At 68.7% G+C, this 21,745-nt stretch carries 22 protein-coding genes; 9 read left to right on the top strand and 13 right to left on the bottom strand.

The genetic code is table 11. From position 1 onward, the window contains the following. The 3 genes from tolQ to RM543_RS11340 form a co-directional block, all read right to left on the bottom strand. On the bottom strand, window positions 1–702 hold the full coding sequence (gene tolQ / locus RM543_RS11350) for a protein TolQ (protein ID WP_116084490.1): 702 nt from the start codon (window positions 700–702) through the stop codon (window positions 1–3). A gap of 179 nt (window positions 703–881) precedes the next feature. Continuing rightward, complete coding sequence (locus RM543_RS11345; protein ID WP_311691686.1) at window positions 882–1,283, bottom strand: YbgC/FadM family acyl-CoA thioesterase; 402 nt, start codon at window positions 1,281–1,283, stop codon at window positions 882–884. Next, on the bottom strand, window positions 1,280–1,906 hold the full coding sequence (locus RM543_RS11340; RefSeq protein ID WP_311691684.1) for a hypothetical protein: 627 nt from the start codon (window positions 1,904–1,906) through the stop codon (window positions 1,280–1,282). The genes RM543_RS11345 and RM543_RS11340 overlap by 4 nt, the downstream gene beginning before the upstream one ends. Window positions 1,907–2,024: 118 nt before the next feature. On the opposite strand from RM543_RS11340, the gene RM543_RS11335 reads away from it, so the two are divergent. Then, complete coding sequence (locus RM543_RS11335) at window positions 2,025–2,894, top strand: 50S ribosomal protein L11 methyltransferase (protein ID WP_311691682.1); 870 nt, start codon at window positions 2,025–2,027, stop codon at window positions 2,892–2,894. A gap of 154 nt (window positions 2,895–3,048) precedes the next feature. Here RM543_RS11335 and RM543_RS11330 read toward each other — a convergent pair whose 3' ends face one another. Then, the gene (locus RM543_RS11330) at window positions 3,049–3,261 is read right to left on the bottom strand and encodes a DUF1127 domain-containing protein (RefSeq protein ID WP_311691680.1); all 213 of its coding nucleotides are present in this window, start codon (window positions 3,259–3,261) and stop codon (window positions 3,049–3,051) included. 292 nt (window positions 3,262–3,553) lie between these two features. Here RM543_RS11330 and ruvC point away from each other — a divergent pair, with 292 nt between their 5' ends. The 4 genes from ruvC to RM543_RS11310 all read left to right on the top strand — a co-directional run bounded on the left by ruvC (window position 3,554) and on the right by RM543_RS11310 (window position 6,024). Then, window positions 3,554–4,057, top strand: a complete 504-nt coding sequence (ruvC, locus tag RM543_RS11325) for a crossover junction endodeoxyribonuclease RuvC (protein ID WP_116084497.1) — start codon at window positions 3,554–3,556, stop codon at window positions 4,055–4,057. Next, window positions 4,054–4,719 (top strand): Holliday junction branch migration protein RuvA, encoded by a 666-nt coding sequence (ruvA, locus tag RM543_RS11320; protein ID WP_311691678.1) that lies wholly within the window; start codon window positions 4,054–4,056, stop codon window positions 4,717–4,719. The genes ruvC and ruvA overlap by 4 nt, the downstream gene beginning before the upstream one ends. A 4-nt stretch (window positions 4,720–4,723) precedes the next feature. Next, a complete protein-coding gene (ruvB, locus tag RM543_RS11315; RefSeq protein WP_311691677.1) occupies window positions 4,724–5,755 on the top strand; it encodes a Holliday junction branch migration DNA helicase RuvB in 1,032 nt (343 codons plus the stop codon). A gap of 95 nt (window positions 5,756–5,850) precedes the next feature. After that, window positions 5,851–6,024: a hypothetical protein gene (locus RM543_RS11310; RefSeq protein ID WP_311691675.1), complete on the top strand. Its 174-nt coding sequence runs from the start codon at window positions 5,851–5,853 to the stop codon at window positions 6,022–6,024. Between the two features lie 74 nt (window positions 6,025–6,098). Here RM543_RS11310 and msrA read toward each other — a convergent pair whose 3' ends face one another. Together msrA and RM543_RS11300 are read right to left on the bottom strand one after the other, a co-directional pair. Beyond that, the gene (gene msrA / locus RM543_RS11305) at window positions 6,099–6,758 is read right to left on the bottom strand and encodes a peptide-methionine (S)-S-oxide reductase MsrA (protein WP_311691673.1); all 660 of its coding nucleotides are present in this window, start codon (window positions 6,756–6,758) and stop codon (window positions 6,099–6,101) included. A gap of 84 nt (window positions 6,759–6,842) precedes the next feature. Further along, complete coding sequence (locus tag RM543_RS11300) at window positions 6,843–9,053, bottom strand: primosomal protein N' (protein ID WP_311691671.1); 2,211 nt, start codon at window positions 9,051–9,053, stop codon at window positions 6,843–6,845. 177 nt (window positions 9,054–9,230) lie between these two features. Between RM543_RS11300 and fsa the strand changes: the two genes are divergently transcribed. The 4 genes from fsa (at window position 9,231) to RM543_RS11280 (ending at window position 12,354) form a co-directional block, all read left to right on the top strand. Next, the gene (gene fsa, locus RM543_RS11295; RefSeq protein WP_311691669.1) at window positions 9,231–9,884 is read left to right on the top strand and encodes a fructose-6-phosphate aldolase; all 654 of its coding nucleotides are present in this window, start codon (window positions 9,231–9,233) and stop codon (window positions 9,882–9,884) included. Between the two features lie 33 nt (window positions 9,885–9,917). Then, complete coding sequence (locus RM543_RS11290; protein WP_311691668.1) at window positions 9,918–10,649, top strand: DUF484 family protein; 732 nt, start codon at window positions 9,918–9,920, stop codon at window positions 10,647–10,649. After that, window positions 10,646–11,581 (top strand): tyrosine recombinase XerC, encoded by a 936-nt coding sequence (locus RM543_RS11285; RefSeq protein ID WP_311693340.1) that lies wholly within the window; start codon window positions 10,646–10,648, stop codon window positions 11,579–11,581. Before RM543_RS11290 ends, RM543_RS11285 begins: the two co-directional genes overlap by 4 nt. A gap of 74 nt (window positions 11,582–11,655) precedes the next feature. Next, window positions 11,656–12,354: a CDP-alcohol phosphatidyltransferase family protein gene (locus RM543_RS11280; RefSeq protein WP_311691667.1), complete on the top strand. Its 699-nt coding sequence runs from the start codon at window positions 11,656–11,658 to the stop codon at window positions 12,352–12,354. An 88-nt stretch (window positions 12,355–12,442) separates the two neighbouring features. On the opposite strand, the gene RM543_RS11275 is transcribed toward RM543_RS11280, so the two are convergent. The 7 genes from RM543_RS11275 to RM543_RS11245 form a co-directional block, all read right to left on the bottom strand. Continuing rightward, window positions 12,443–12,694 (bottom strand): DUF3253 domain-containing protein, encoded by a 252-nt coding sequence (locus RM543_RS11275; protein ID WP_311691666.1) that lies wholly within the window; start codon window positions 12,692–12,694, stop codon window positions 12,443–12,445. After that, window positions 12,691–15,696 (bottom strand): isoleucine--tRNA ligase, encoded by a 3,006-nt coding sequence (gene ileS / locus RM543_RS11270; RefSeq protein WP_311691665.1) that lies wholly within the window; start codon window positions 15,694–15,696, stop codon window positions 12,691–12,693. Before ileS ends, RM543_RS11275 begins: the two co-directional genes overlap by 4 nt. Before the next feature lie 181 nt (window positions 15,697–15,877). Further along, window positions 15,878–16,480 carry a LysE/ArgO family amino acid transporter gene (locus RM543_RS11265; RefSeq protein WP_311691664.1) on the bottom strand — a complete coding sequence of 201 codons (603 nt, stop codon included), beginning with the start codon at window positions 16,478–16,480 and terminating at the stop codon, window positions 15,878–15,880. Between the two features lie 170 nt (window positions 16,481–16,650). Continuing rightward, window positions 16,651–17,391, bottom strand: coding sequence for a YebC/PmpR family DNA-binding transcriptional regulator (locus RM543_RS11260; RefSeq protein WP_116084513.1), 741 nt, complete (start codon window positions 17,389–17,391; stop codon window positions 16,651–16,653). A gap of 96 nt (window positions 17,392–17,487) precedes the next feature. Then, on the bottom strand, window positions 17,488–19,266 hold the full coding sequence (locus RM543_RS11255; protein ID WP_311691662.1) for an SLC13 family permease: 1,779 nt from the start codon (window positions 19,264–19,266) through the stop codon (window positions 17,488–17,490). Window positions 19,267–19,300: 34 nt separating this feature from the next. Further along, on the bottom strand, window positions 19,301–20,113 hold the full coding sequence (locus tag RM543_RS11250) for a TIGR00282 family metallophosphoesterase (protein ID WP_311691660.1): 813 nt from the start codon (window positions 20,111–20,113) through the stop codon (window positions 19,301–19,303). Window positions 20,114–20,208: 95 nt separating this feature from the next. After that, window positions 20,209–21,639 carry a Glu/Leu/Phe/Val family dehydrogenase gene (locus RM543_RS11245; protein WP_311691658.1) on the bottom strand — a complete coding sequence of 477 codons (1,431 nt, stop codon included), beginning with the start codon at window positions 21,637–21,639 and terminating at the stop codon, window positions 20,209–20,211. Between the last annotated feature and the right edge of the window lie 106 nt (window positions 21,640–21,745).

Here is a 21,745-nt window from a genome sequence, read left to right as displayed (position 1 = left end):
TCAGGCGACCGCCTCGAGTTGCCGGGAGAGGATGGTGGAGAACTCGTCCGAGAAGGCCTCGTAGCCGCCGATCAGGTGGTCCGCATCGGCATTCAGCTTGTTGTAGGCGATGACCGCCGGAATGGCCGCGAGAAGGCCGAGGCCGGTGGCGAGGAGCGCCTCAGCGATGCCCGGCGCGACGACCGCAAGCGAGGTGTTCTGCTGCTCGGCGATCTCGACGAAGGCGTTCATGATGCCGAACACGGTCCCGAAGAGACCGATGAAGGGCGCGGTGGATCCTACCGTCGCAAGGAAGCCGAGCTGGGAGTTCAGCTTTTCGGATTCGCGGGTGATGGCGACATCCATCGACCGCTCGATCCGGCTCTCGGCGCCGGGGATCAGCCGCCCGTCGGTGCGATGACTGCGCTGCCACTCGGTCATGCCGGCGGCGAAGATGCGCTCCGACGCGCCGGCCGGTTCGGGGCCGAGGCGCTCGTAAAGCTCGTCCAGCGGCTCGCCAGACCAGAACGCCTGGTCGAACTCCGCCTGCTCGGCACGGGCTTTGCGGAACGCGATGATTTTCTGAATGATGATCGCCCACGCCCAGAAGGACGCGCCGATCAGCATCAGCATCACCAGCTTGACGGTAATCGTGGCGCGGAAGAACAGCGCCCAGAACGAAAAATCGATCTCGGAGGCCGCTTGAAGGGTCGAGGGGTCCATCTGCCTGCTCTGCTCTGCTTTGCCACTCTGGCGGTGGCACTGTTAGGCCTGTTTTTACAAGCTTTGCACGAGGAATGCCAACACGATGGCGTTATTCCGCTCAAAACGGCCCGCGAGGTCCGACGGGCGGGCGCCATCCCCTCTTCGCCCCGGGGCATCTGCGCGACCGCCGAAGCCGCTTAAGGGGCACCGGTCAGGGCATCCCGGAGCATGGCGGGAAGGCGCGTCGGTCGGCCGGAGGGGCCCAGGGCGACGAGGGTGACACGGGCGCCGAAGAGGATCGTCTCCCCGCGCAGAACGCTCTGGGCCATGTCGCAACGCGCGGGGCCGATGCTCCGGATGCGGGTCTCCACGACCAGTTCGTCGGCGAACCGGGCCGGAGCGAGGTAATCCGCCTCTATCCGCCTGACGGCGAAGACGGTGCCCGCCTGCCTCAGCGCCTCTTGGTCGATGCCGAGCTTCGCGATCCATGCGGAGCGGCCGCGCTCGACGAACTTGAGGTAATTGGCGTGATAGACGATGCCGCCCATGTCCGTATCCTCGTACCAGACAGTCACGGGAAGACGGTGCGCCGCGCTCATCCTGCCGCTCGCAACCGGGCAAAGAGACGAAGGGCGTGAGCCGGATCGTCCGCCATGTCCGGCATGACGGGATCGTAGGCCGCCCGGATCACATCCGCGATCTCGGGCCGCAGGATCGTGTGTCCGTCCTCGGTGCGCGCCAGGGGCGAGGTCCCCGCAAAGGCCGTGTCCGACCAGAGAAGAGCGGACTGGACGACCTGGCCGAGCGCGATGGTTTCGGCCGGCAGCTCCGCCAGATGCGCATCCATGCGGATGAACGCGAAGCAGGCCCGGATGGCACCGGCGGCGTCGAAGCGGAAGACGCGGTACTGATTGGCCTCGGCCGACACCAGCCGCGGAATGAGGCTGTCCAGATCAGGCACAAGGCGATCGAGGTCCGGCACATCCGCCAGCTCGTCCCATCCGGAGACGAAGAACATCATCAGGTTACTGCCGAGCTCGGGATCCGTCTCGGCGAGGGTCCGGCCAGACAGCCGTGCCACGGCCTCGGCGGCGCCCTTGACGACCCCGAGTGTCGCATCGTCGGTGCCGAAGACCACCGGTGCGACGGGACGGCCCCACCGGGCGAACCGGTAGGAGCCATCGCTGCGGGTGAAGAGGGCCTGGATCTCGTCGGGTGTCATGCGCCCTACATGCCGGCCCTGCGTCCGCGCGTCCAGCCGCCCTCGCCCTTCCCGGCCGCTTGACCCCGAGGGTGCCCTCCCCTACCCGGCGTGAACCTGAAAGCCGCGGAGCCCCCGGATGCCCACCTATACCGCCCTCACCACCCTGCCCGGACAAGATCAGGCCGAGGCGCTCGGCGATGCGATGGAGCGGCTGGACCCCGAGCCCACCGGCGTCGGCGTCTTCGAGATGGAGGACGGGTCGGGTCTGTGGGAGATCGGCGGCTACTTCACCGAGGAACCCGACGAGACCGGCCTTGCCCTCTTGGCCGCGGCGTTCGGCGCGAAGCCCTTCGCGGTGTCCGAGCTGCCGCAGACGGACTGGGTGGCCAAGGTGCGGCGGGAGCTGACGCCAGTGAAGGGCGGGCGCTTCTTCGTCTATGGCAGCCACGATGCGGACCAGGTCCCGGAGGGGAGCGAACCCCTGCTGATCGAGGCGGCGATGGCGTTCGGCACGGGGCACCACGGCACGACGCTCGGCTGCCTCGAGACGCTGGACGCGATGATCGAGGATGGCACGGCGCGGACGCCGGTTCTCGATGTCGGCTGCGGCACGGCCGTTCTGGCCATGGCGGCGGCGCGGGTCCTCGAAGGGCCGGTCGTGGCCTCCGACATCGACGAGGTCGCGGTCGAGGTGGCAAAAGCGAACCTCGCGGCGAATGGGCTTTCGGAGCGCGTGACCTGCGTCGAGGCGGCGGGCCTCGGCCATCCCGACATCGCGGCCCATGCGCCCTACCGCCTCGTGCTCGCCAATATCCTCAAGGCACCGCTGATCGATCTCGCCCCCGACATCGCCGGCGCCCTCGATACGGGCGGACATGCCGTTCTGTCGGGCCTGCTCCTGCGGCAGGCCGACGAGGTCATCGACGCCTATCACGCGGCGGGGATGCAGCTCAGGTCGCGGCGGGAGATCTCGGGCTGGGCGACGCTCTGCCTCGAAAAGGTCTGAGGACGGTCAGGGCCCGGCGCTCCGGCGCCGCTTGCACAAGAAAAAGGCGCCGGATCCGATGATCCGACGCCTTTTTCGTATCAGGCGACGTCCGCCGCGGCGACGGGGCGGTTGGGGCTGCCCCCACCCGGCGCCCGCCTCTGCCGCTTCGGCCTCAGAGGCTGCGGATCGCGCGGCGCGGCATCGCTTCGATCTGGCCACGGGTCAGGCCGATATCGTCGAGAGCGTCGTCGGACAGGGCAAGCAGGGTCTTGCGTGTCACGGCGGCATCGCGCCAGGATTGAAGGGTTTCGAGGGCGTCCATGACGAACGGGCGGATGGAGATCGTTTCGCGCGGAGCGCGGGGGGTGAGAAGCGCGTAGGACATCTGGTGGTCGCCTGTAAATCGAAGTGTGTCGGGCCTGTTTCGGAAGGCGCAGGTATCCCTGCGGCTGCGCCCGTTCAAGAGGCATAAACGCCAACGGTTAAAGGTCGGTGACGGCCCTTGAGGGGCCATGCGGACCGGGAACGACACCTCGGATGTCGCATTCGTCTCGCTGCGCCGCAGCATCGCCACGAAGCGTCGTTTTCAGACCGCACATGCCGAGCTGCGCGCTGGCCGATGTTCGCGCTTCGTGCTAGAAGGAAACAAAACGTGATAATAAAAGAGGCAGAGACATATGCGGGTCATCGGGATCGATCCGGGGCTGACCGCCCTGGGATGGGGCGTGATCGAGCAGGTGGGCAGCCGACTCGTTCATGTCGCAAACGGCATCTGCCGCACACAGCCGGGGGTGCCTCTGGCCGTCAGGCTCTGCGCGCTGCATTCGGGACTGACCGCCGCGCTCAGGGAGCACGCGCCTGACGCGGCTGCGGTGGAAATGACGGTGGTCAACCGCGACGGCGCAGGGACGCTGAAGCTCGGCCAGGCCCGCGGGATCGCGATGCTGGTCCCGGCGCAGGCGGGGCTCGACGTCGGTGAATATGCGCCCTCCGCCGTCAAGAAGGCGATGGTCGGCACCGGCCGCGCGGCGAAGGCCCAGATCGACCACATGGTCCGCCTGCAGTTCCCCGGCATCGAGCTGGCCGGCGCCGATGCGGCCGACGCCCTCGCGATTGCCGTCTGTCATGCGCACCACCTGCAAACGGGCGGAAAGCTCGCAGCCGCGATGGCCCGCGCATGATCGGGCGCGTCGCCGGCCGGGTTGTGCACAAGGGCCTCGACCACGTGATGATCGACGTAGGCGGCCTCGGCTATGTCGTCTATTGCCCCGAGCGGGTGCTGGCGGGGCTCGTGGTCGGCGAGGCCGCGGCTCTCTGGACGGAGCTTGCCGTTCGGGAAGACGCGCTCACGCTCTACGGCTTTCCAACCCTGCTGGAGCGCGAATGGCACCGGCAGCTGATCTCCGTCTCCGGCATCGGCGCGAAGGCCTCGCTCGCGATCCTGGGGACCGTGGGCGCCGAAGCGCTCGGCCGGGCCATCGCCACGGGGGACTGGGCCATGGTGAAAGCCGCGCCGGGGATCGGCCCCAAGATCGCTCAGCGGGTGGTGAACGAGCTGAAGGACAAGGTGGGGCATGTCATGGCGATGGGGGGCCTTCTGGAGAGCGAGGCGCCCGCGCCGGTGCAGCCCGCGCCTGCAGGACCCGTCCCCGCCCCTGCGGCAGAGCCGGCGCCGGCCTCTCGCGGGGCGTCCGAGGCGGATGCCCTGTCGGCCCTCGTCAATCTGGGCTATGGGCGGAGCGAAGCGGCCGGGGCGGTGGCGAGCGCCGCGGGAGACGATCCCGAGGCCGGGGCCGCCGGTCTGATCCGGTCCGCGCTGAAGCGGCTTGCGCCGAAGGAATGATCCCGTGACGGACGACCCCGACCCGATCCTGCGCCCGGAGCCGCTCGAAGACGACGGCCCGGCCCTGCGCCCGCAAGCGCTGGACGACTTCACCGGCCAGGCGGAGGCACGGGCAAACCTGCGCGTCTTCGTCGAGAGCGCGCGGCGGCGCGGGAAGGCCATGGACCACGTCCTCTTCCACGGCCCTCCGGGTCTCGGCAAGACGACACTGGCCCAAATCGTCTCGAAGGAGCTCGGCGTCGGCTTCCGCATGACCTCCGGGCCCGTCCTTGCGCGGCCCGGCGACCTCGCCGCGATCCTGACCAATCTCGAGGCGCGGGACGTGCTCTTCATCGACGAGATTCACCGCCTGAACCCGGTGGTCGAGGAAGTGCTCTACCCGGCGCTCGAGGATTTCGAGCTCGACCTCGTGATCGGCGAGGGGCCGGCGGCCAGGACGGTGCGGATCGAGCTCCAGCCGTTCACCCTCGTCGGCGCGACGACGCGGCTCGGCCTTCTGACGACCCCGCTGCGGGACCGTTTCGGAATCCCGGTGCGCCTCGACTTCTACACCGAGGACGAACTCGCGAGCATCGTCACCCGCGGGGCGCGCCTGTCCGGGATGGGCGCCGATCCGGACGGCGTGCGGGAGATCGCCCGGCGCGCCCGCGGCACGCCCCGGATCGCCGGGCGACTGCTGCGCCGCGTGTCCGATTTCGCGCTGGTCGAAGGGGACGGGACCATCACCCGCGCGCTCGCGGATCGCGCCCTCACCCGCCTCGGCGTCGATGCGCGCGGCCTCGACGGGGCGGACCGGCGCTACCTGAAGCTCATCGCCGAGCATTACGAGGGCGGGCCGGTTGGAATCGAGACGATGTCGGCGGCCCTGAGCGAGAGCCGCGACGCGCTCGAAGAAGTGATCGAGCCGTATCTGCTGCAACAGGGGCTCATCCAGCGTACCCCCCGCGGACGCATGCTGACACAGGGCGCATGGTTGCATCTGGGGCTTCCGGCCCCCGTACCCGAAGCGGCGCCCCGGCAGGGCGGCCTCTTTTAGTCACAGTTTCTTAAAGTCTCGCTGCCAGTTTCGGGGAACATCGGCGCGCGCGACCGCTTGTCGATCAAGGAGCCCTTAGCCGACAGGAGCGGCCGATGACCCAAGTCGATCGCCTGAACCAGCTGGCAGAGGATGCCGGCCGAGCCTTCGCCAGATTTCCGGGCGATGCGCCGATGGAAGCGCTGGCTCGTCACCTGCTCCTGTTGAAATCCCGAGCGCAGTGGTTTCCCGAAACCGCCGAGAACGACATCGCCACGGACCCTCACTGAGCCGGTCCGTCGGCGAGTGAGGCGCGAAGGGGTCGGCACGCGCCTCATCTCGTTTTGCAGGGTTACTTACGCCCTCACGACACGCCGACGCCGGTGCCCACCGGGCAGGTCACTCCGGTGCCGCCGATGCCGCAATAGCCGCCGGGGTTCTTGTCCAGGTACTGCTGGTGATACTCCTCCGCGAAGTAGAAGGTCGGCGCCGGGACGATCTCCGTGGTGATCCCGTCATACCCCTTCTGCACCAGCTCCTCGCTGTAGGCCTTCCGCAGGCGCCTAGCCGCCTCGGCCTGCGCCTCGTTGAAGGTGTAGATGCCGGAGCGGTACTGCGTGCCCGCGTCATTGCCCTGCCGCATCCCTTGCGTCGGATCGTGACCTTCCCAGAACGTCTTCAGAAGCTGCTCGTAGCTGATCACGGCCGGATCGTAGACCACTCGGACCACCTCGTTATGGCCCGTCATGCCCGTGCAGACCTCCTCGTAGGTCGGGTTCGGCGTGTAGCCCCCGGCGTAACCGACCATGGTCGAGTGCACGCCCGGCAGTTTCCAGAAGATGCGCTCGACGCCCCAGAAACAGCCCATGCCGAACATCGCCTGCTCGAGCCCCTCCGGGACCTCGTGCGCCATCTTCGTGCCGAGGACGGTGTGGGTGCCGGGGTCGGTGATCGGGGTATCGCGGCCGGGAAGCGCATCGGCTTCGCTGACCATCTCCATCTTCTTGCGCTGGAAGAGAAACATCGGGGACTATCCTCCTGAGGGCCTTGGCACCGGATATAAGGCGCCCCGGGCTGATTTACAGCCGCCGCCCGGCTCACTGCCGCGTCAGAAGAAGCTCTGCGGATCGATATCGACCGCGAGGCGCAGGTTCGCCGGCAGGCGGAACTGCGCCACCCACTCCGCCACGGCCGGCTGGAGCGGCGCGCCCTTCGCCGCCTTAACCAGAAGGCGAACCCGGTGCCGCCCCCTGATCCGCGCGATCGGCGCGGGCGCCGGCCCGAAGACCTGCGCCCCGATCTTCCTGATCGGCCCGTCCTGCCGCGCCATCGCCGCCCCGAGGTCGAACACCGACGCGACATCGGGGGAGGACAGCACGATCCCCGCCATCCGGCCGTAGGGCGGCATGCCGGCGGCACGCCGCTCCTCCGCCTCCGCCTTCCAGAACCCCTCCTCGTCGCCCGACAGGATCGCCCGGATCACCGGGTGCTCCGGCTGCCACGTCTGCAGGAGCGCGGCGCCCTCGCGGCCAGCCACCCGCCCGGCGCGCCCGGCGACCTGACGCACCTGCTGGAACGTGTGCTCCGCCGCGCGCAGGTCCGACCCCTGCAGCCCCAGATCGGTGTCGATGACGCCGACGAGGGTCAGGAGCGGAAAGTTGTGCCCCTTCGCGACGAGTTGCGTGCCGATGACGATATCCGCCCCGCCCTCCGCGATGTCCGCCACGCGGGACTTCAGCGCGCGCGCCGACCCGAAGAGGTCGGAGGAGAGGACGGCGATCCGCGCCTCGGGCCACTCTGCCGCGGCTTCCTCCGCCAGCCGCTCGACGCCGGGACCGACCGGAGCGAGCTTGCCCTCGACCTCGCAGGCGGGACAGGCCGGCGGGATCGGCTTCGTCTCCCCGCATTGATGGCAGACGAGACGCTTCTGGAACCTGTGCTCCACCATCTTCGCGTCACACTGATCGCACCCGATCTGATGCCCGCAGGCCCGGCAGACGGTCACCGGCGCATAGCCCCGGCGGTTGAGGAAGAGGAGCGACTGCTCTCCCTTCTCCAGCCGCGCGGCGACGGCGCCCTTGAGGGACGGAGAGATCCAGCTGGAGGCCTCCATCGCCTCGGCGCGCATGTCGATCGCGTCCAGCCGCGGCATCCGCGCCTCGCCGTGACGGGCGGCAAGGTCGAGCCGGTCGTACTTTCCCGCCTCTGCGTTCGCCCAGGTCTCAAGCGACGGCGTCGCCGAGGCGAGGATCACGCGCGCACCGTTCAGCGAGGCGCGGAGCACCGCCATGTCCCGCGCATTGTACAGCACGCCGTCTTCCTGCTTGTAGGATCCGTCATGCTCCTCGTCGACGACGATGAGCCCCAGGTCATGGAACGGCAGGAAGAGCGCCGAGCGCGCCCCGACCACCAGCGAGGCCCCGTTCGCGGCGACCATCCGCCAGACGCGGCGCCGCTCGGTCTGCGTCACGCCCGAATGCCACTCCGCCGGCTTCGCTCCGAACCGCGCCTCGACGCGGGAGAGGAACGCGCCCGTCAGCGCGATCTCCGGGAGAAGGACGAGCGCCTGTCGCCCCCGCTCCAGACATTCGGCCACTGCCTCGAGATAGACCTCCGTCTTGCCGGACCCGGTGACACCCTTCAGGAGGGTCGTCCCGTACTGCCCCGAGGCCACCCCCTTGCGCAGTATCCCGGATGCCGCCGCCTGCTCCGCGCTCAGCTCCACTCCCGGCCGGCCTGGATCGAGCGTTGGGAATGGCCCGTCCCGCGGCGTCTCCACCTCGGCGACGACGCCCTGCTTCACGAGCCCCTTCACGACGCTCGTGCCGCACCCCGCAAGCTGTGCGAGTTCTCCGAGGGCGAAGGGCAGCCCGCCATATTCGTCCAGCACATCCAGAACGCGGCCGCGGGCCTCGGTCATCCGGTCCGGCTCGCCCTCGCCCCGGACATAGACGCGCTTGAGCGCCTCGCCCTCGCCGAGGCCCGGCGCACGGGTGGCAAGCCGGAGCATCGAGGGCAGCGGTGTCAGCGTGTAATCCGCGGCGCGGGCGATGAACTCGCGCAGCTCGGTCCGCATCGGCTCCGCCTCGAGGCGCCCGGAGACAGGGCGCAGCCGGGCGCGATCGACCTCCCCCGTCCCCGGCCCCCAGACCAGACCCATCACCTGGCGCGGCCCGAGCGGCACGGCGACGAACGCCCCGAGGGTGCAGCCGCCATCCGGCGCGAGATAGTCGAGCGGGCGTCCCAGGGGCTGGGTCGTCAACACCGACACCGGAGCGCCGGCCGGGAAGTGCCGCTGGTCGTCGTCGTGGGAGCGCAAGGCGGATCGCCCTCCGGCCGCATGGGGGATGGGAACGGCGAAAATGCGCCCCGAGAGGCCGGACCGCAACCGCCTGCGGACGCCGCCGGGGGTTTTTATGCCCCGGCGTTTGCGCTACCTCCAGACGGGAAACGGCGGCGCCGACGGCGTGTCGCCGATACGACAGGAGTACCCGAGATGAAATTCTTCGCCGACACCGCCGACGTCGACGCGATCCGCGAGCTGAACGATGCAGGCCTGCTCGACGGCGTGACCACGAACCCCTCGCTGATCATGAAATCCGGCCGGGACTTCAAGGAAGTCGTGACCGAGATCGCGGGCTTCGTCGAAGGCCCCGTCTCCGCCGAGACCGTCGCCACCGACCACGAGACCATGCTGGCCGAGGGCCGCGAACTGGCCAAGATCGGCGACAACATCGCGATCAAGGTTCCGCTGACCCTCGATGGCCTGAAGACCTGCAAGGTGCTGTCGGGCGAGGGCCGCATGGTCAACGTCACGCTGTGCTTCTCCGCCAACCAGGCCCTCCTCGCGGCGAAGGCCGGCGCGACCTTCATCTCCCCCTTCATCGGCCGCCTCGACGACATCAACCTCGACGGCATGGAATTGATCTCCGACATCCGGACGATCTACGACAATTACGGCTTCGAGACCCAGATCCTCGCCGCCTCCATCCGCACGGTGAACCACGTCACCGAGGCTGCGCGGATCGGCGCCGATGTGGCGACGATGCCACCCGAGGTGATCAAGAAGCTCGCCGAGCACCCGCTGACGACCAAGGGGCTGGACACGTTCCTCGCCGACTGGGAAAAGACCGGCCAGAAAATTCTCTGACCTGTCGGCCTCTTGACGGGCGGAGTTGAAGCGATGGACGAGATGGGTGACAGCATGACGGACCCTGCGGTCAATCTGGGGGATCTGCGCGACCGGATCATCGACGCGCCGGACGTGATCCTCGAGGATCGCGACATCATGCGCGCCCTCATCGCCGCCAACGAGAAGAGCATGGGCCACAACATCGTGGATCTGCGCGGCATCGCGATGGAGCGGCTCGAGGCGCGGCTCGACCGGCTGGAGGACACCCACCGGTCGGTCATCGCCGCGGCCTACGAGAATCTCAGCGGCACCAACCAGATCCACCGCGCCGTTCTGGCCCTGCTCGCCCCGGCCGATTTCGAAGGCTTCCTCGCCGCTCTCGGCGGGGAGGTCGCGGCGACCCTCCGGGTGGACGCCGTCCGCCTCGTTCTCGAAAGCGCGTCCGAGGAGGGCGACGCCGCGATCCAGCGCCTCGACGACGTGCTGACCGTGGTGCCGCCCGGTTTCATCGAAAGCTACGCCTCCGGGCGCGGCTCCGCCCCCGTCCGTCCCGTCACCTTGCGCCAGGCCCGTCCCGAGGAGGGAACGCGGCTCTATGGCGGCACGGCGGAGTGGATCAATTCCGAGGCGCTGCTGCGGCTCGATCTCGGCCCCGGCCGCCTGCCGGGCATGCTCGCCCTCGGCGCGGAGGACCCGCACCAGTTCAAGCCGAGCCAGGGGACGGATCTCCTCGGCTTTCTTGCCAGCGTCTTCGAGCGGCAGATGCGCCGCTGGCTGGGCTGACACACCACGCCCTCTCCCCCGCACTGGCGGACGCCCTCGTCCGCTGGCTGGACCATCTCTCGGCCTCCCGCGGCGCGGCCGCCCATACCGTCACCGCGTATCGCAGGGACGTGACGCAGTTCCTCGGTTTCCTCGCCGGGCATCTGGGTGGTGCTCCGGGCCCGGCGGATCTCGCGGCGCTGCGCACCGCCGACATTCGCGCCTTCATGGCCCATGAGAGGGAGCGCGGGACCGGCGCCCGAAGCCGCGCCCGCGCCCTCTCCTCGGTCAAGAGCTTCGCCGGCTGGCTGGCGGAGCGGGAGGGGCTGGACCTGACCGCCATCCTCTCCGCCCGCGCCCCGGCCCATCGCCGCCGCCTGCCCCGCCCGCTCGAGGAGGAGGCCGCGAAGACCATGCTGTCCGCCATCGGTGACGACGCCGCGGAGCCGTGGATCGCCGCGCGGGACATCGCCGTCGTCACCCTTCTCTACGGCTGCGGCCTGCGGATCTCGGAGGCGCTCTCCCTCGTTGCCGCCGAGGCGCCTCTGGGCGAGACGCTGCGCATCCGCGGAAAGGGCGGCAAGGAGCGGGTCGTTCCCGTCCTGCCCGCTGCCCGGGACGCGGTCGAAGCCTATCGCCGCCTCCAACCCTTCCCGCTCCGGGCGGCGGACTACCTCTTTCGCGGGGCCCGCGGCGGCCCGCTCAATCCCCGGATCCTGTCGGGCGCCATGGCCCGGACCCGCGCCGCGCTCGGCCTGCCCGCCACCGCGACGCCGCACGCCTTGCGGCACAGTTTCGCGACCCACCTGCTTTCCGCCGGCGGCGATCTGCGGGCGATCCAGATGCTGCTCGGCCATGCCTCCCTGTCGACCACGCAGGCCTATACCGCCGTGGACACCGCCCGCCTGATGGAGGTGTATGACGCCGCCCACCCGCAGGGCCGCAGGGACTGAGGCTCCCGCGAGTGGGAGCCAGGTGGCTGCCATTGTGGTTTGCACAGCGCCCAGCTTTCCTCCATGACGACGGGATGACATCAGCCGCCCGCGCCGCCCTCAGCGTCCACCTTCTCACCGCCACCGGCGCGGTCTTCGCCATGCTCGCGATGCTCGCCGCGACCGTGGGGGACTGGTCCACCATGTGGACATGGCTCGTCGTCGCCTTCGCGGTGGACGGCATCGACGGCCCGCTCGCGCGGAAATACGACGTGAAGACCAACGCACCGCAATATGACGGTGTGCTGCTCGACCTGATCATCGACTACCTGACCTACGTCTTCATCCCCGCCTACGCGCTCTTCATGTCCGGCCTCCTGCCGGGCTGGACCGGGTGGCTCGCGATCATCGTGATCACCTTCGGATCGGTGGTCTATTTCGCCGACACGCGGATGAAGACGACGGACAATTCCTTTGCCGGCTTCCCTGGCTGCTGGAACATGATGGTCCTCGTGATCTTCGCGGTGGAGCCGAACTTCTGGGTGATTCTGGTGCTCGTCATCGCGCTCACAGCGGCGATGTTCACCAATCTCAAGTTCATCCACCCGGTGCGGACGAAGCGCTGGCGGGCGGTGTCACTGCCCGTCGCGCTCGCGTGGACAGCGTTCGGCGCATGGGCGGCCTGGCTGGACTTCACCCCCGGAAGCTGGGCGTCCTGGGGGCTGGTCGCGACGTCGGTCTACCTGATCCTCGTCGGGATCGTGCAGCAGATCGTTCCCGAACGCCGCGCCTGACTGACGCCGGCCCGTTCATCTTTCTAGGAAATACCCCGGGGGAGCCTGCCGCGGCAGGCGGGGGCAGCGCCCCCTCCCCGGCCCCGCGCTAGTCGGCGCGCGCGAGCCGGATCGGGCCGGTCGCGGATACGGGATCTGCAGGGACGCCCTTCTGCGTCGCCCTGAGTTCACCCCTCGCCGCGAGATCGCCCGCCACCCGGCGCACGTCCTCCATCAGGGGGCGCCAGTCGGACGCCATGGCGCGGGCGACCTCAGAGGGGCAGAACGTCTTGTCCGCCCCCCGCTCCCGCGCCAGCCGGCGCAGCTCCGCCGCAATGGCCGCATCGTCCGTATTGCTCAAACCCCGAGCTCGGTCAGGGCGGCATCGCACCGGCCGCAGACGCCCGCATGGGCGTGCCCGCCGACATCGGGCAGCACCTTCCAGCACCGACCGCATTTCGCGCCGTCAGCCCGCACCACCTCGACGCCCACGCCCGGCACGTCCTCGGAGCGGAACGCATCCTGCGGCGCGGGATCAGTGGTCAGGCGCACGTCCGAGGTGATGCAGTAATCCGCGAAGAGCTCGGGATCCGTTACCTCGGACGCGTACTCCTCGCTCAGGTGGACGATGGGGGCCGCTTCCAGCGAGGCGCCGATCTCCTTGTCCCGGCGGGCGATCTCCAGCGCGCCCGTCACCGTGCGGCGCGCGGCGCGCAGCTTGCGGATATGGGCCGCGAGGGTTTCGTCCTGCCAGGCTTCCGGCGTGTCCGGCATGTCGACGAGGTGCACGGAGCTGTCCTCGCCCGGATGCCGCTCCAGCCAGGCCTCCTCCATGGTGAAGGTCAGGATCGGCGCGAGCCAGGTCACGACGCGGTCGTAGATCGCGCCGAGGACCGCCTCGCATGCCCGGCGCCGCTCGGAGGACGGCGCATCGCAGTAGAGCGCGTCCTTGCGCACGTCGAAGTAGAACGAGGAGAGGTCGAGGGTGCAGAGCTCGAAGACGCTCCGCCACGCGCGCTGGAAATCGTAGGCGGCATAGGCCGCGCGAACGTCCCGGTCCGTCTCCTGAAGCCGGTGAAGAACGAAGCGTTCGAGATCCGGCAGTTCGGAGATGTCCTCGGGAAGCGTCGGCACATCCTCGGGCAGCGAGCCCAGAACGAAGCGCAGGGTATTGCGCAGGCGGCGGTAGGCGTCCGCCGTGCCCTTCAGGATCTCGGGCCCGATGCGCTGGTCCGCCGTGTAGTCCGACTGTGACACCCAGAGACGCAGGATATCGGCGCCGTACTGGTTCACCACCTGCTCGGGCAGGATGGTATTGCCGAGCGACTTGGACATCTTCATGCCCTTCTCGTCCAGCGTGAAGCCATGGGTGACGACGGCGCGATAGGGCGCCCGGCCCTTTGTGCCGCAGGCCTGCAGGAGGGAGGAGTGGAACCAGCCGCGATGCTGGTCCGTGCCCTCGAGATAGACATCCGCAATCCCGTCGGGGCTGCCGTCGTCGCGATCGCGCAGGACGAAGGAGTGGGTCGAGCCGCTGTCGAACCAGACGTCGAGAATGTCGAACACCTGCTCGTACTCGTCCGGGTTCGCCGCATCCGCGATGAACCTCGCCTTGGCGCCCTCCTCGTACCATGCATCGGCGCCCTCGGCCTCGAACGCCTCGACGACGCGTGCGTTCACGCCGGCATCGCGCAGCAGGAAGTCCGGATCGTCGGGCTTGGCGCCCACCTTGACGAAGCAGGTCAGCGGCACGCCCCAGGCGCGCTGGCGCGACAACACCCAGTCCGGCCGGGAGGAGATCATCGAGTGGAGACGGTTGCGGCCCGTCTTCGGGGTCCACGTCACCAGCTCGTCGATCGAGGTCAGAGCCCGCTCGCGGATCGTCCGCCCGAACTCGTCGAGCCCGTCGCCGACAGGGCGGTCGATGGCGGCGAACCATTGCGCCGTGTTGCGGAAGATCAACGGCGCCTTGGAACGCCAGCTATGCGGGTAGGAGTGGGTGAGCTTTGCCCGCGCGACCATCCGCCCCTCGGCGGCGAGGCGCTTGATGACGGCCTCGTTCGCGCCGCCCTCCTTGCCGTTCGGCTTCACGATCAGCTCGCCACCGAAGAGCGGCAGGTCCTCGCGGAAGGAGCCGTCCTCCATCACGTTGTAGGTCATCTGCAGACCGTGTTTCAGGCCGACCTGGTAATCGTCGTCCCCGTGGCTCGGCGCCGTGTGGACAAAGCCCGTGCCGGCATCGGAGGTGACGTGATCCGCCGGCAGGAGCGGCACGTCGAAATGCCACTCGCCGCCTGCCTCCTCGACGTTGCACAAGGGGTGGCCGAGGGAGATGCTGCGCAGCATGGCGGGGGTGATGTCCCGGACCTTCTTCCAGCCCGTCACCTTGGCGGCGGCGAAGGTGGCCTCCGCCAGATCGTCGGCGAGCATCACCCGCCGCCCGGTCTCGATCCAGTTGCCCTCCGGCGCCTCGGTGACCTCGTAGAGGCCGTAGGCGATGTCGGGGCCGTAGCAGACGGCGCGGTTCTGCGGGATGGTCCAGGGCGTCGTGGTCCAGATCACGACGGAGGCCTGCTGGAACTCCGCCGCGAGATCGGTGAGCGCATCCACCGGGTTCTCACCGGTGATGGCGCCCGTCTCGACCAGTTCCCGGAAGGAGCCGTCCGCGTCGGCGAAGTACCAGATCGGGAAGGCGACCCAGATCGCCGGGCTCGTCCGCTCGTGGTACTCGACCTCGGCCTCGGCCAGGGCGGTCTTCTCCACCGGGGACCACATCACGGGCTTGGAGCCCTGGTAGAGCGTTCCGTTCATCAGGAACTTCTGGAACTCCGCCGCGATCACCGCCTCGGCATGGAAGTCCATCGTGAGGTAAGGCGCGTCCCAGTTGCCGGTGATGCCGAGGCGTTTGAACTCGCCCCGCTGGATGTCGATCCAGCCTTCCGCGAAGGAGCGGCATTCGCGGCGGAGGTCCAGGACCGGCACCTCGTCCTTGCTCTTGCCCTTGGCGCGGTAGGCCTCCTCGATCTTCCACTCGATCGGCAGGCCGTGGCAGTCCCAGCCCGGAACGTAGCGCGCATCGCGGCCCATCATCTGCTGCGACCGGACGATCATGTCCTTCAGGATCTTGTTCAGGGCGTGACCGATATGCAGATGGCCATTCGCATAGGGCGGGCCGTCATGCAGGATGAAGGGCTCGCGCCCCGCGGCGCTCGACCGGAGACGATGATAGACGTCGAGCCGCGTCCAGCGATCGAGCCATTCCGGCTCCCGCTTCGGCAGGCCGGCGCGCATCGGAAACTCCGTCTGCGGCAGGTTCAGCGTGGATTTGAAGTCGGTCTCGGGGGTCGTGGTCTCGGCGCACATCGGGCGGCGTCCTCGGATCTGTCGGGCGAAGGTAGGGCGAAGAGAGGCGCGCCTCGGGGGACGCGCCGAACGGGTCCCGGCGGCTGGATCAGCGCGCCGGGCCGATAATTCGCCGAAATGCGATCTGCTGCCCTGTCATGCGCCCCTCTTAATCGCGCCGCATCCAAGGGTCCAGCCTTGCTCAGTGGCCGAAAAGAAGCCCCGCCGCGATGAGCCACATCACCGCCGCGACGAGCAGGTCGAGCACGCGCCACGCGGAGGGCCTCGCGAAGAGCGGCGCGAGGAGCCGTGCGCCGTAGCCGAGCGATGTGAAGAAGAAGAGCGAGGCGGACATCGCCCCGAGCGCGAATTCGAGCCGCTGCCCCTCGAACCGCGCGCTGACCGAACCGAGGAGCACCACCGTGTCGAGGTAGACATGCGGGTTGAGCCAGGTCAGCGCGAGGCAGACGCCGATCGCGCGCATGCGCGAGCCCGTCCCCTCCTCGGCCGCCTCCAGCGCCTCGGTGCCGCGAAGGGCGGATCGGAGCGAGAGCGCGCCGTAGACGATGAGGAAGGCCGCCCCGCCGAGCCGCGCCACGGTGGCGAACCAGGGCGCGAGCTCCAGTATGGCGGCAAAGCCGGCGACGCCCGCCGCGATCAGGGCCGCGTCCGACAGCGCACAGACCGCGACCACCGAGAAGACATGCGCGCGCCGCAGGCCCTGCCGGAGGACGAACGCATTCTGCGCCCCGATCGCCAGGATGAGCGACAGGCCGATCGCGAAGCCCTGGAGCGCGGCAGTCATGCAGGATCACCCCTCGTCAGAACCTGTCATCCGGTTCCGGGCGCCTCGCGTGGTTCGGGCGGCGAGCCCCGGCATGGCCATGGGCGTCTGCGACAGCAAGGCGGTCTGGAGGACAGTCCCGAGGCGGGATAGCGGCGCGATGGCGGGCCGTAGCCCGCCGCCGTGATCCTTCAGAGCTGCGCCATAACCTCGTCCGACACCTCGAAATTCGCCGTGACGCGCTGGACGTCGTCGTCATCCTCGAGCACGTCGATCAGCTTCATGAGCTTGGTGGCACCATCGAGGTCGAGCTCGGTGGTCGTGGTCGGCTTCCAGACGAGCTTGGTCGACTCGCTCTCGCCCAGCTCTTCTTCCAGCTTGGACGAGACGTCGTTGAGATCCGTATCGGCGCAGTAGATCACATGCCCCTCCTCGGAATGCTCGACATCCTCTGCGCCGGCCTCGATCGCGGCCATCATCACCGTGTCCTCGTCGCCGGCGGCCGCGGTGTAGACGATCTCGCCCTTGCGCTCGAACATGAAGGACACGGAGCCCGTCTCACCGAGGTTTCCGCCATGCTTGCCGAAGGTGGAGCGCACGGTGGAGGCGGTGCGGTTGCGGTTGTCGGTCATCGCCTCGACGATCACGGCAACGCCGCCGGGGCCGTAGCCCTCGTAGCGGATTTCCTCGTAATCGTCGCCGTCGCCGCCGGTCGCCTTGTTGATCGCGCGGTCGATCACGTCCTTGGGGACGGAGTTCGACTTGGCTTCCTTCACCGCAAGGCGCAGACGGGGGTTCTTCTCGGGATCGGGATCGCCCATCTTCGCGGCGACGGTGATCTCCTTGGAGAGCTTGGAGAACAGCTTGGACCGCGCGGCGTCCTGACGACCCTTGCGGTGCTGGATGTTGGCCCATTTGGAATGGCCGGCCATGGATGCCTCCCGAACTCGTGCCGATGAGAGAAGTTTGTGCGAGAGCGTCCTATACCGGCGAGTGGCCGTATGGGCAATATCGCGCTGCGCCCGCCCTCACATCTGCCAGATCAGCGGGATGAGAACGCTCGCCGAGCAGGCCAGCAACAGGTTGAGCGGGATACCGACCTTGAGGAAGTCCGCGAAGCGATAACCGCCGGGGCCGTAGACCATCATGTTGGTCTGGTAGCCGATGGGTGTCGAAAAGGCGGAAGACGCGGCGAACATGACCGCCACCACGAGGGGACGCGGGTCGAAACCGAGCGCGAGCGCCAGCTCGATGGCGATGGGCGTGACGATGACGGCAACCGCGTTGTTCGAGATCGTCTCGGTCAGGATCGACGTGATGACGTAGACCGCGAAGACCACCGCCATCGGCGGCAATCCGGTCAGCCAGGGCTCGATTCCCTCAACGAGATACGCCACCGCGCCCGAGGCCTCGAGCCCCGCCCCGACGACGAGCATCGCGAAGATGAGGGCAAGGAGGCGTCCGTCCACGAAGGAGAAGGCCTCCTCGGCATCGACGCAGCGCGCCAGCAGGATCAGCGCGACCGCACCTAAGGCGAGGACCAGGATCGGCGCGACCCCGAGGGCGGCCAGGAGCACGACGCCTGAAAGTGCCCCGACCGCGATCGGCCAGTGACCGCGGCGGAACGCGCGTTCGGTCGGCCGGGAGACGTCCACGAGGTCCATGTCCGCGGCGAGCCGCTCGATATCCGCCGGCGCCCCTTCGAGCAGGAGCGTGTCGCCGACGCGGACCACGACATCGTCCAGCTTCCGGCCGATGTTCTGGCTCCGCCGGTGGACCGCGAGGGGATAGACGCCGTATCGGCGCCTGAGACGCATGGCGCCGAGCGACCGGCCGACCATCCGCGCACCGGGCTGTATCAGCACCTCGACCGTCTGCGTCTCGGTCGAGGAGAGCTTGTCCAGCGCCCGGAGCTGCTTGTTTTCCTGGAGCGAGAGAAGCTCCGCCATCTCGGTCCTGAGAACGACGCGGTCGCCGACCTCCAGGATGACGGCGGCCATGTCCCGGCGGAGGGAGGCATCGCCGCGCAGCACGTCCACGAGGCGCACGCCCTCGCGGCGGAACGCTTCCACCTCGACCGCATGCTTGCCGATGAGGGGGCTGCCCTCCGGCAGGGCGACCTCGGTGAAGTAGCGCATCTTCCGCCGGTTCGCGAGGGTGCCACCGAGGGACGTCCGCTCGGGCAGGATCCGCCGCCCGACGAGGGCAATGTAGAGCAGACCGAGCGCGAGCTGGACGAGGCCGAGGGGCGCGATCTCGAAGATGCTGAACGGCTCCATTCCACGCTGCCGCGCGACGCCGTCCACGAGGAGGTTCGTCGAGGTGCCGATGAGCGTTATCGTGCCGCCGAGGATGGCGGCATAGGACAGCGGGATCAGGAGCTTGGACGGCGCGACGCCGAGGCGGTGGGCGACCTGGACGAAAACGGGGATCATCACCACGACGACGGGGGTGTTGTTCATGAAGGCGCTGCCGAGCGCGACGCAGACGATGAGCCCGGCCAGCGTCACGATGGGTCGCGCATCCACCTGCCGCTCCGCGAGCTGGGTCAGCGCCTCCAGCGAGCCGGTGCGTACGAGGCCGCCCATCACCATGAACATCAGAAGGATCGTCCAGGGCGCGGGGTTCGCCAGCGTTTCCCGCGCCGTCTCGTAGGGCACGATGCCGGTCAGCAGCATCGCCGCGGCGCCGCCCAGCGCCACGACCTCGGCCGGGAAGCGTTCCCGCAGGAACATCACGAACATCGACGCGACGATCACGCCCGAGAGGATCGCCTCCCCCGGACCCGAAAGGAGATCGGCGATCACCCGCGCCTCCGGGCGCCCGGGCCTGGCGGACGCGTCATGGACCGGCCGGCGGCAGGAGGCCGCCCTGCCGCACCATCTCGACCCGCGTCGCGGCGCCCGTGCGGTCGTCCGTTTCGACGTAGAGGCCGGAGAGGGTCGCCTCCCCCGCCGCGGGCTCGAATCGGCCCTTGGACATGCCGGAGATGAAGCGCCGCATAGGCTCGTCCTTCTTCATGCCGATGACGCTGTTGTAATCGCCGCACATTCCCGCATCCGACAGGGCCGCGGTGCCGCCGGGCAGGATCCGCGCATCGGCGGTCGGAACGTGGGTGTGCGTCCCGACGACGATGCTGGCCCGACCGTCGCAGAAATGGGCTACGCCCATCTTCTCGCTCGTGGCCTCGGCGTGGATGTCGATGAGGGAGGCCTGCACCATCCCGCCGCGCGGATGCTTCGACAGGACCGCATCGAGGGCGGAGAAGGGGTCGTCGAACGGCCGCTTCATGAAGACCTGCCCCAGCACCTGCGCCACCAGCACCTTCTTGCCGCCGGCGGCGGTGAAGACCCGCGCGCCGACGCCGGGCGCCGTCTTCGCGTAGTTGATCGGGCGGATGATCCGCGGCTCCTGATCGACGTAGCGGAGCATGTCGGACTGGTCGAAGGCATGGTCACCGAGCGTGACGCAATCGGCCCCCGCCTCGAAGATCCCCTTCGCATGGTCCGCGGACAGGCCGACACCGTGGGTGGCATTCTCGCCGTTGACCACGACGAAATCGAGTTTCCACGCCGCCCTGATGCCAGGCAGCCTTTCGGTGATCGCGGCGCGCCCCGCGCGCCCCATGACATCGCCAAGAAATAGAATACGCATGGTGCATCAAGACCATGCGCCCGCCCCGTTGGCAACCGAAGGCGCGCCGCGCATGCGGGAGGCGTGGCAGGCGCGCCCCTGCCCCCCTTGGAGCGTCAGAGCCCCTTGGCGCGGTAGCTCTGGGCGATCCGGTCGATGGAGACGAGGTAGGCCGCGACGCGCAGGTCCGGAACGTCCTCCCGGCTGTGCCAGATCTGCCGCATGGCCTGGTACGCCGTGCGCATCGTGTCATCGAGGCCGGACCGTACCAGTTCCAGCTCGTCCGCGCCGCGCAGGTAGCGTTCCTTGAAGCCTGGGCTCAGGGTCCAGCCGACGCCACTGTCCGCGGACAGCCGTTCCAGCTCGTCCACGATGACCTGGTGCCGCGCCTCTTCCTGCCGGCGCTGCATCCGGCCGAACCGGATATGGGACAGGTTCTTAACCCATTCGAAGTAACTGACCGTGACGCCGCCGGCATTGGCGTACATGTCCGGAATGATGATCGTGCCGCGCTTGCGCAGGATCTCGTCCGCACCCGCGGTGACGGGCCCGTTCGCCGCCTCGATGATCAGGGGCGCCCGGATCCGCTCGGCGTTGGACAGGTTGATGACGCCTTCGAGGGCGGCGGGGATCAGGATGTCGCACTCCGTTTCGAGAACCGCCGCGCCGTTCTCGACATAGGTGCCCGAGCCATAGCCGCGCACCCCGCCATGGGCCGCGATCCAGTCCCTGAGTGCGTCGATGTCTATGCCATCGGGATCGGTGATCGCCCCGTCCCGCTCGATCACGCCGACGATGCGCGCGCCGTCTTCCTCCGACAGGAACTTCGCGGCGTGGTAGCCCACGTTGCCAAGGCCCTGAACGACGATTCGCTTGTCCGCGAGCTTTCCTGAAAGCTGCGCGATGGCGACGTCCTCGGGATGCCGGAAGAACTCCCGGAGAGCGTATTGCACGCCCCGTCCCGTCGCTTCCACGCGGCCCTTGATGCCGCCGGCATGGATCGGCTTGCCGGTGACGCAGGCATTGCCGTTGATGTCGGTGGTGTTCATCCGGCGGTACTGATCGGCAATCCAGGCCATCTCCCGCTCGCCGGTGCCCATGTCCGGCGCGGGGACGTTCTGGCTGGGATGGATCAGGTCGCGCTTGATGAGCTCGTAGGCGAAGCGGCGGGTGATGCGCTCCAGCTCGTGCTCGTCCCACTCGCGCGGGTCGATGCAGAGCCCGCCCTTGGAGCCGCCGAAGGGCGTCTCGACCAGGGCGCATTTGAAGGTCATCAGCGCCGCCAGCGCCTCGACCTCGTCCTGGTTGACGTCCATCGCGAAGCGGATGCCGCCCTTCACGGGCTCCATGTGCTCCGAATGGACCGAGCGGTATCCGGTGAAAGTGTGGATCGAGCCGCGGAGGCGGACCCCGAAGCGCACCGTGTAGGTCGCGTTGCAGACCCTGATCTTCTCCTCGAGGCCGGGGGAAAGGTCCATCAGCGCGACAGCGCGGTTGAACATCAGATCCACGCTCTCGCGGAATGTCGGCTCCTTGACGTCGCTCATCTCGTTCTCCTCCTGCCACCGGCCTCTCAGGTAGACGCCGCCCGGTCCGGGTCCAGCGTCCGAATCGGTTTGGCCGGGCTCCGCATGCGCCCCTTGTCGAGGCGAA

Origin of the sequence: Tropicimonas omnivorans (assembly GCF_031846565.1) — a bacterium.
In the GTDB taxonomy this organism is placed as follows: Bacteria; Pseudomonadota; Alphaproteobacteria; order Rhodobacterales; family Rhodobacteraceae; genus Tropicimonas_B; species Tropicimonas_B omnivorans.
This window is presented reverse-complemented; position numbering and strand designations above follow the sequence as displayed.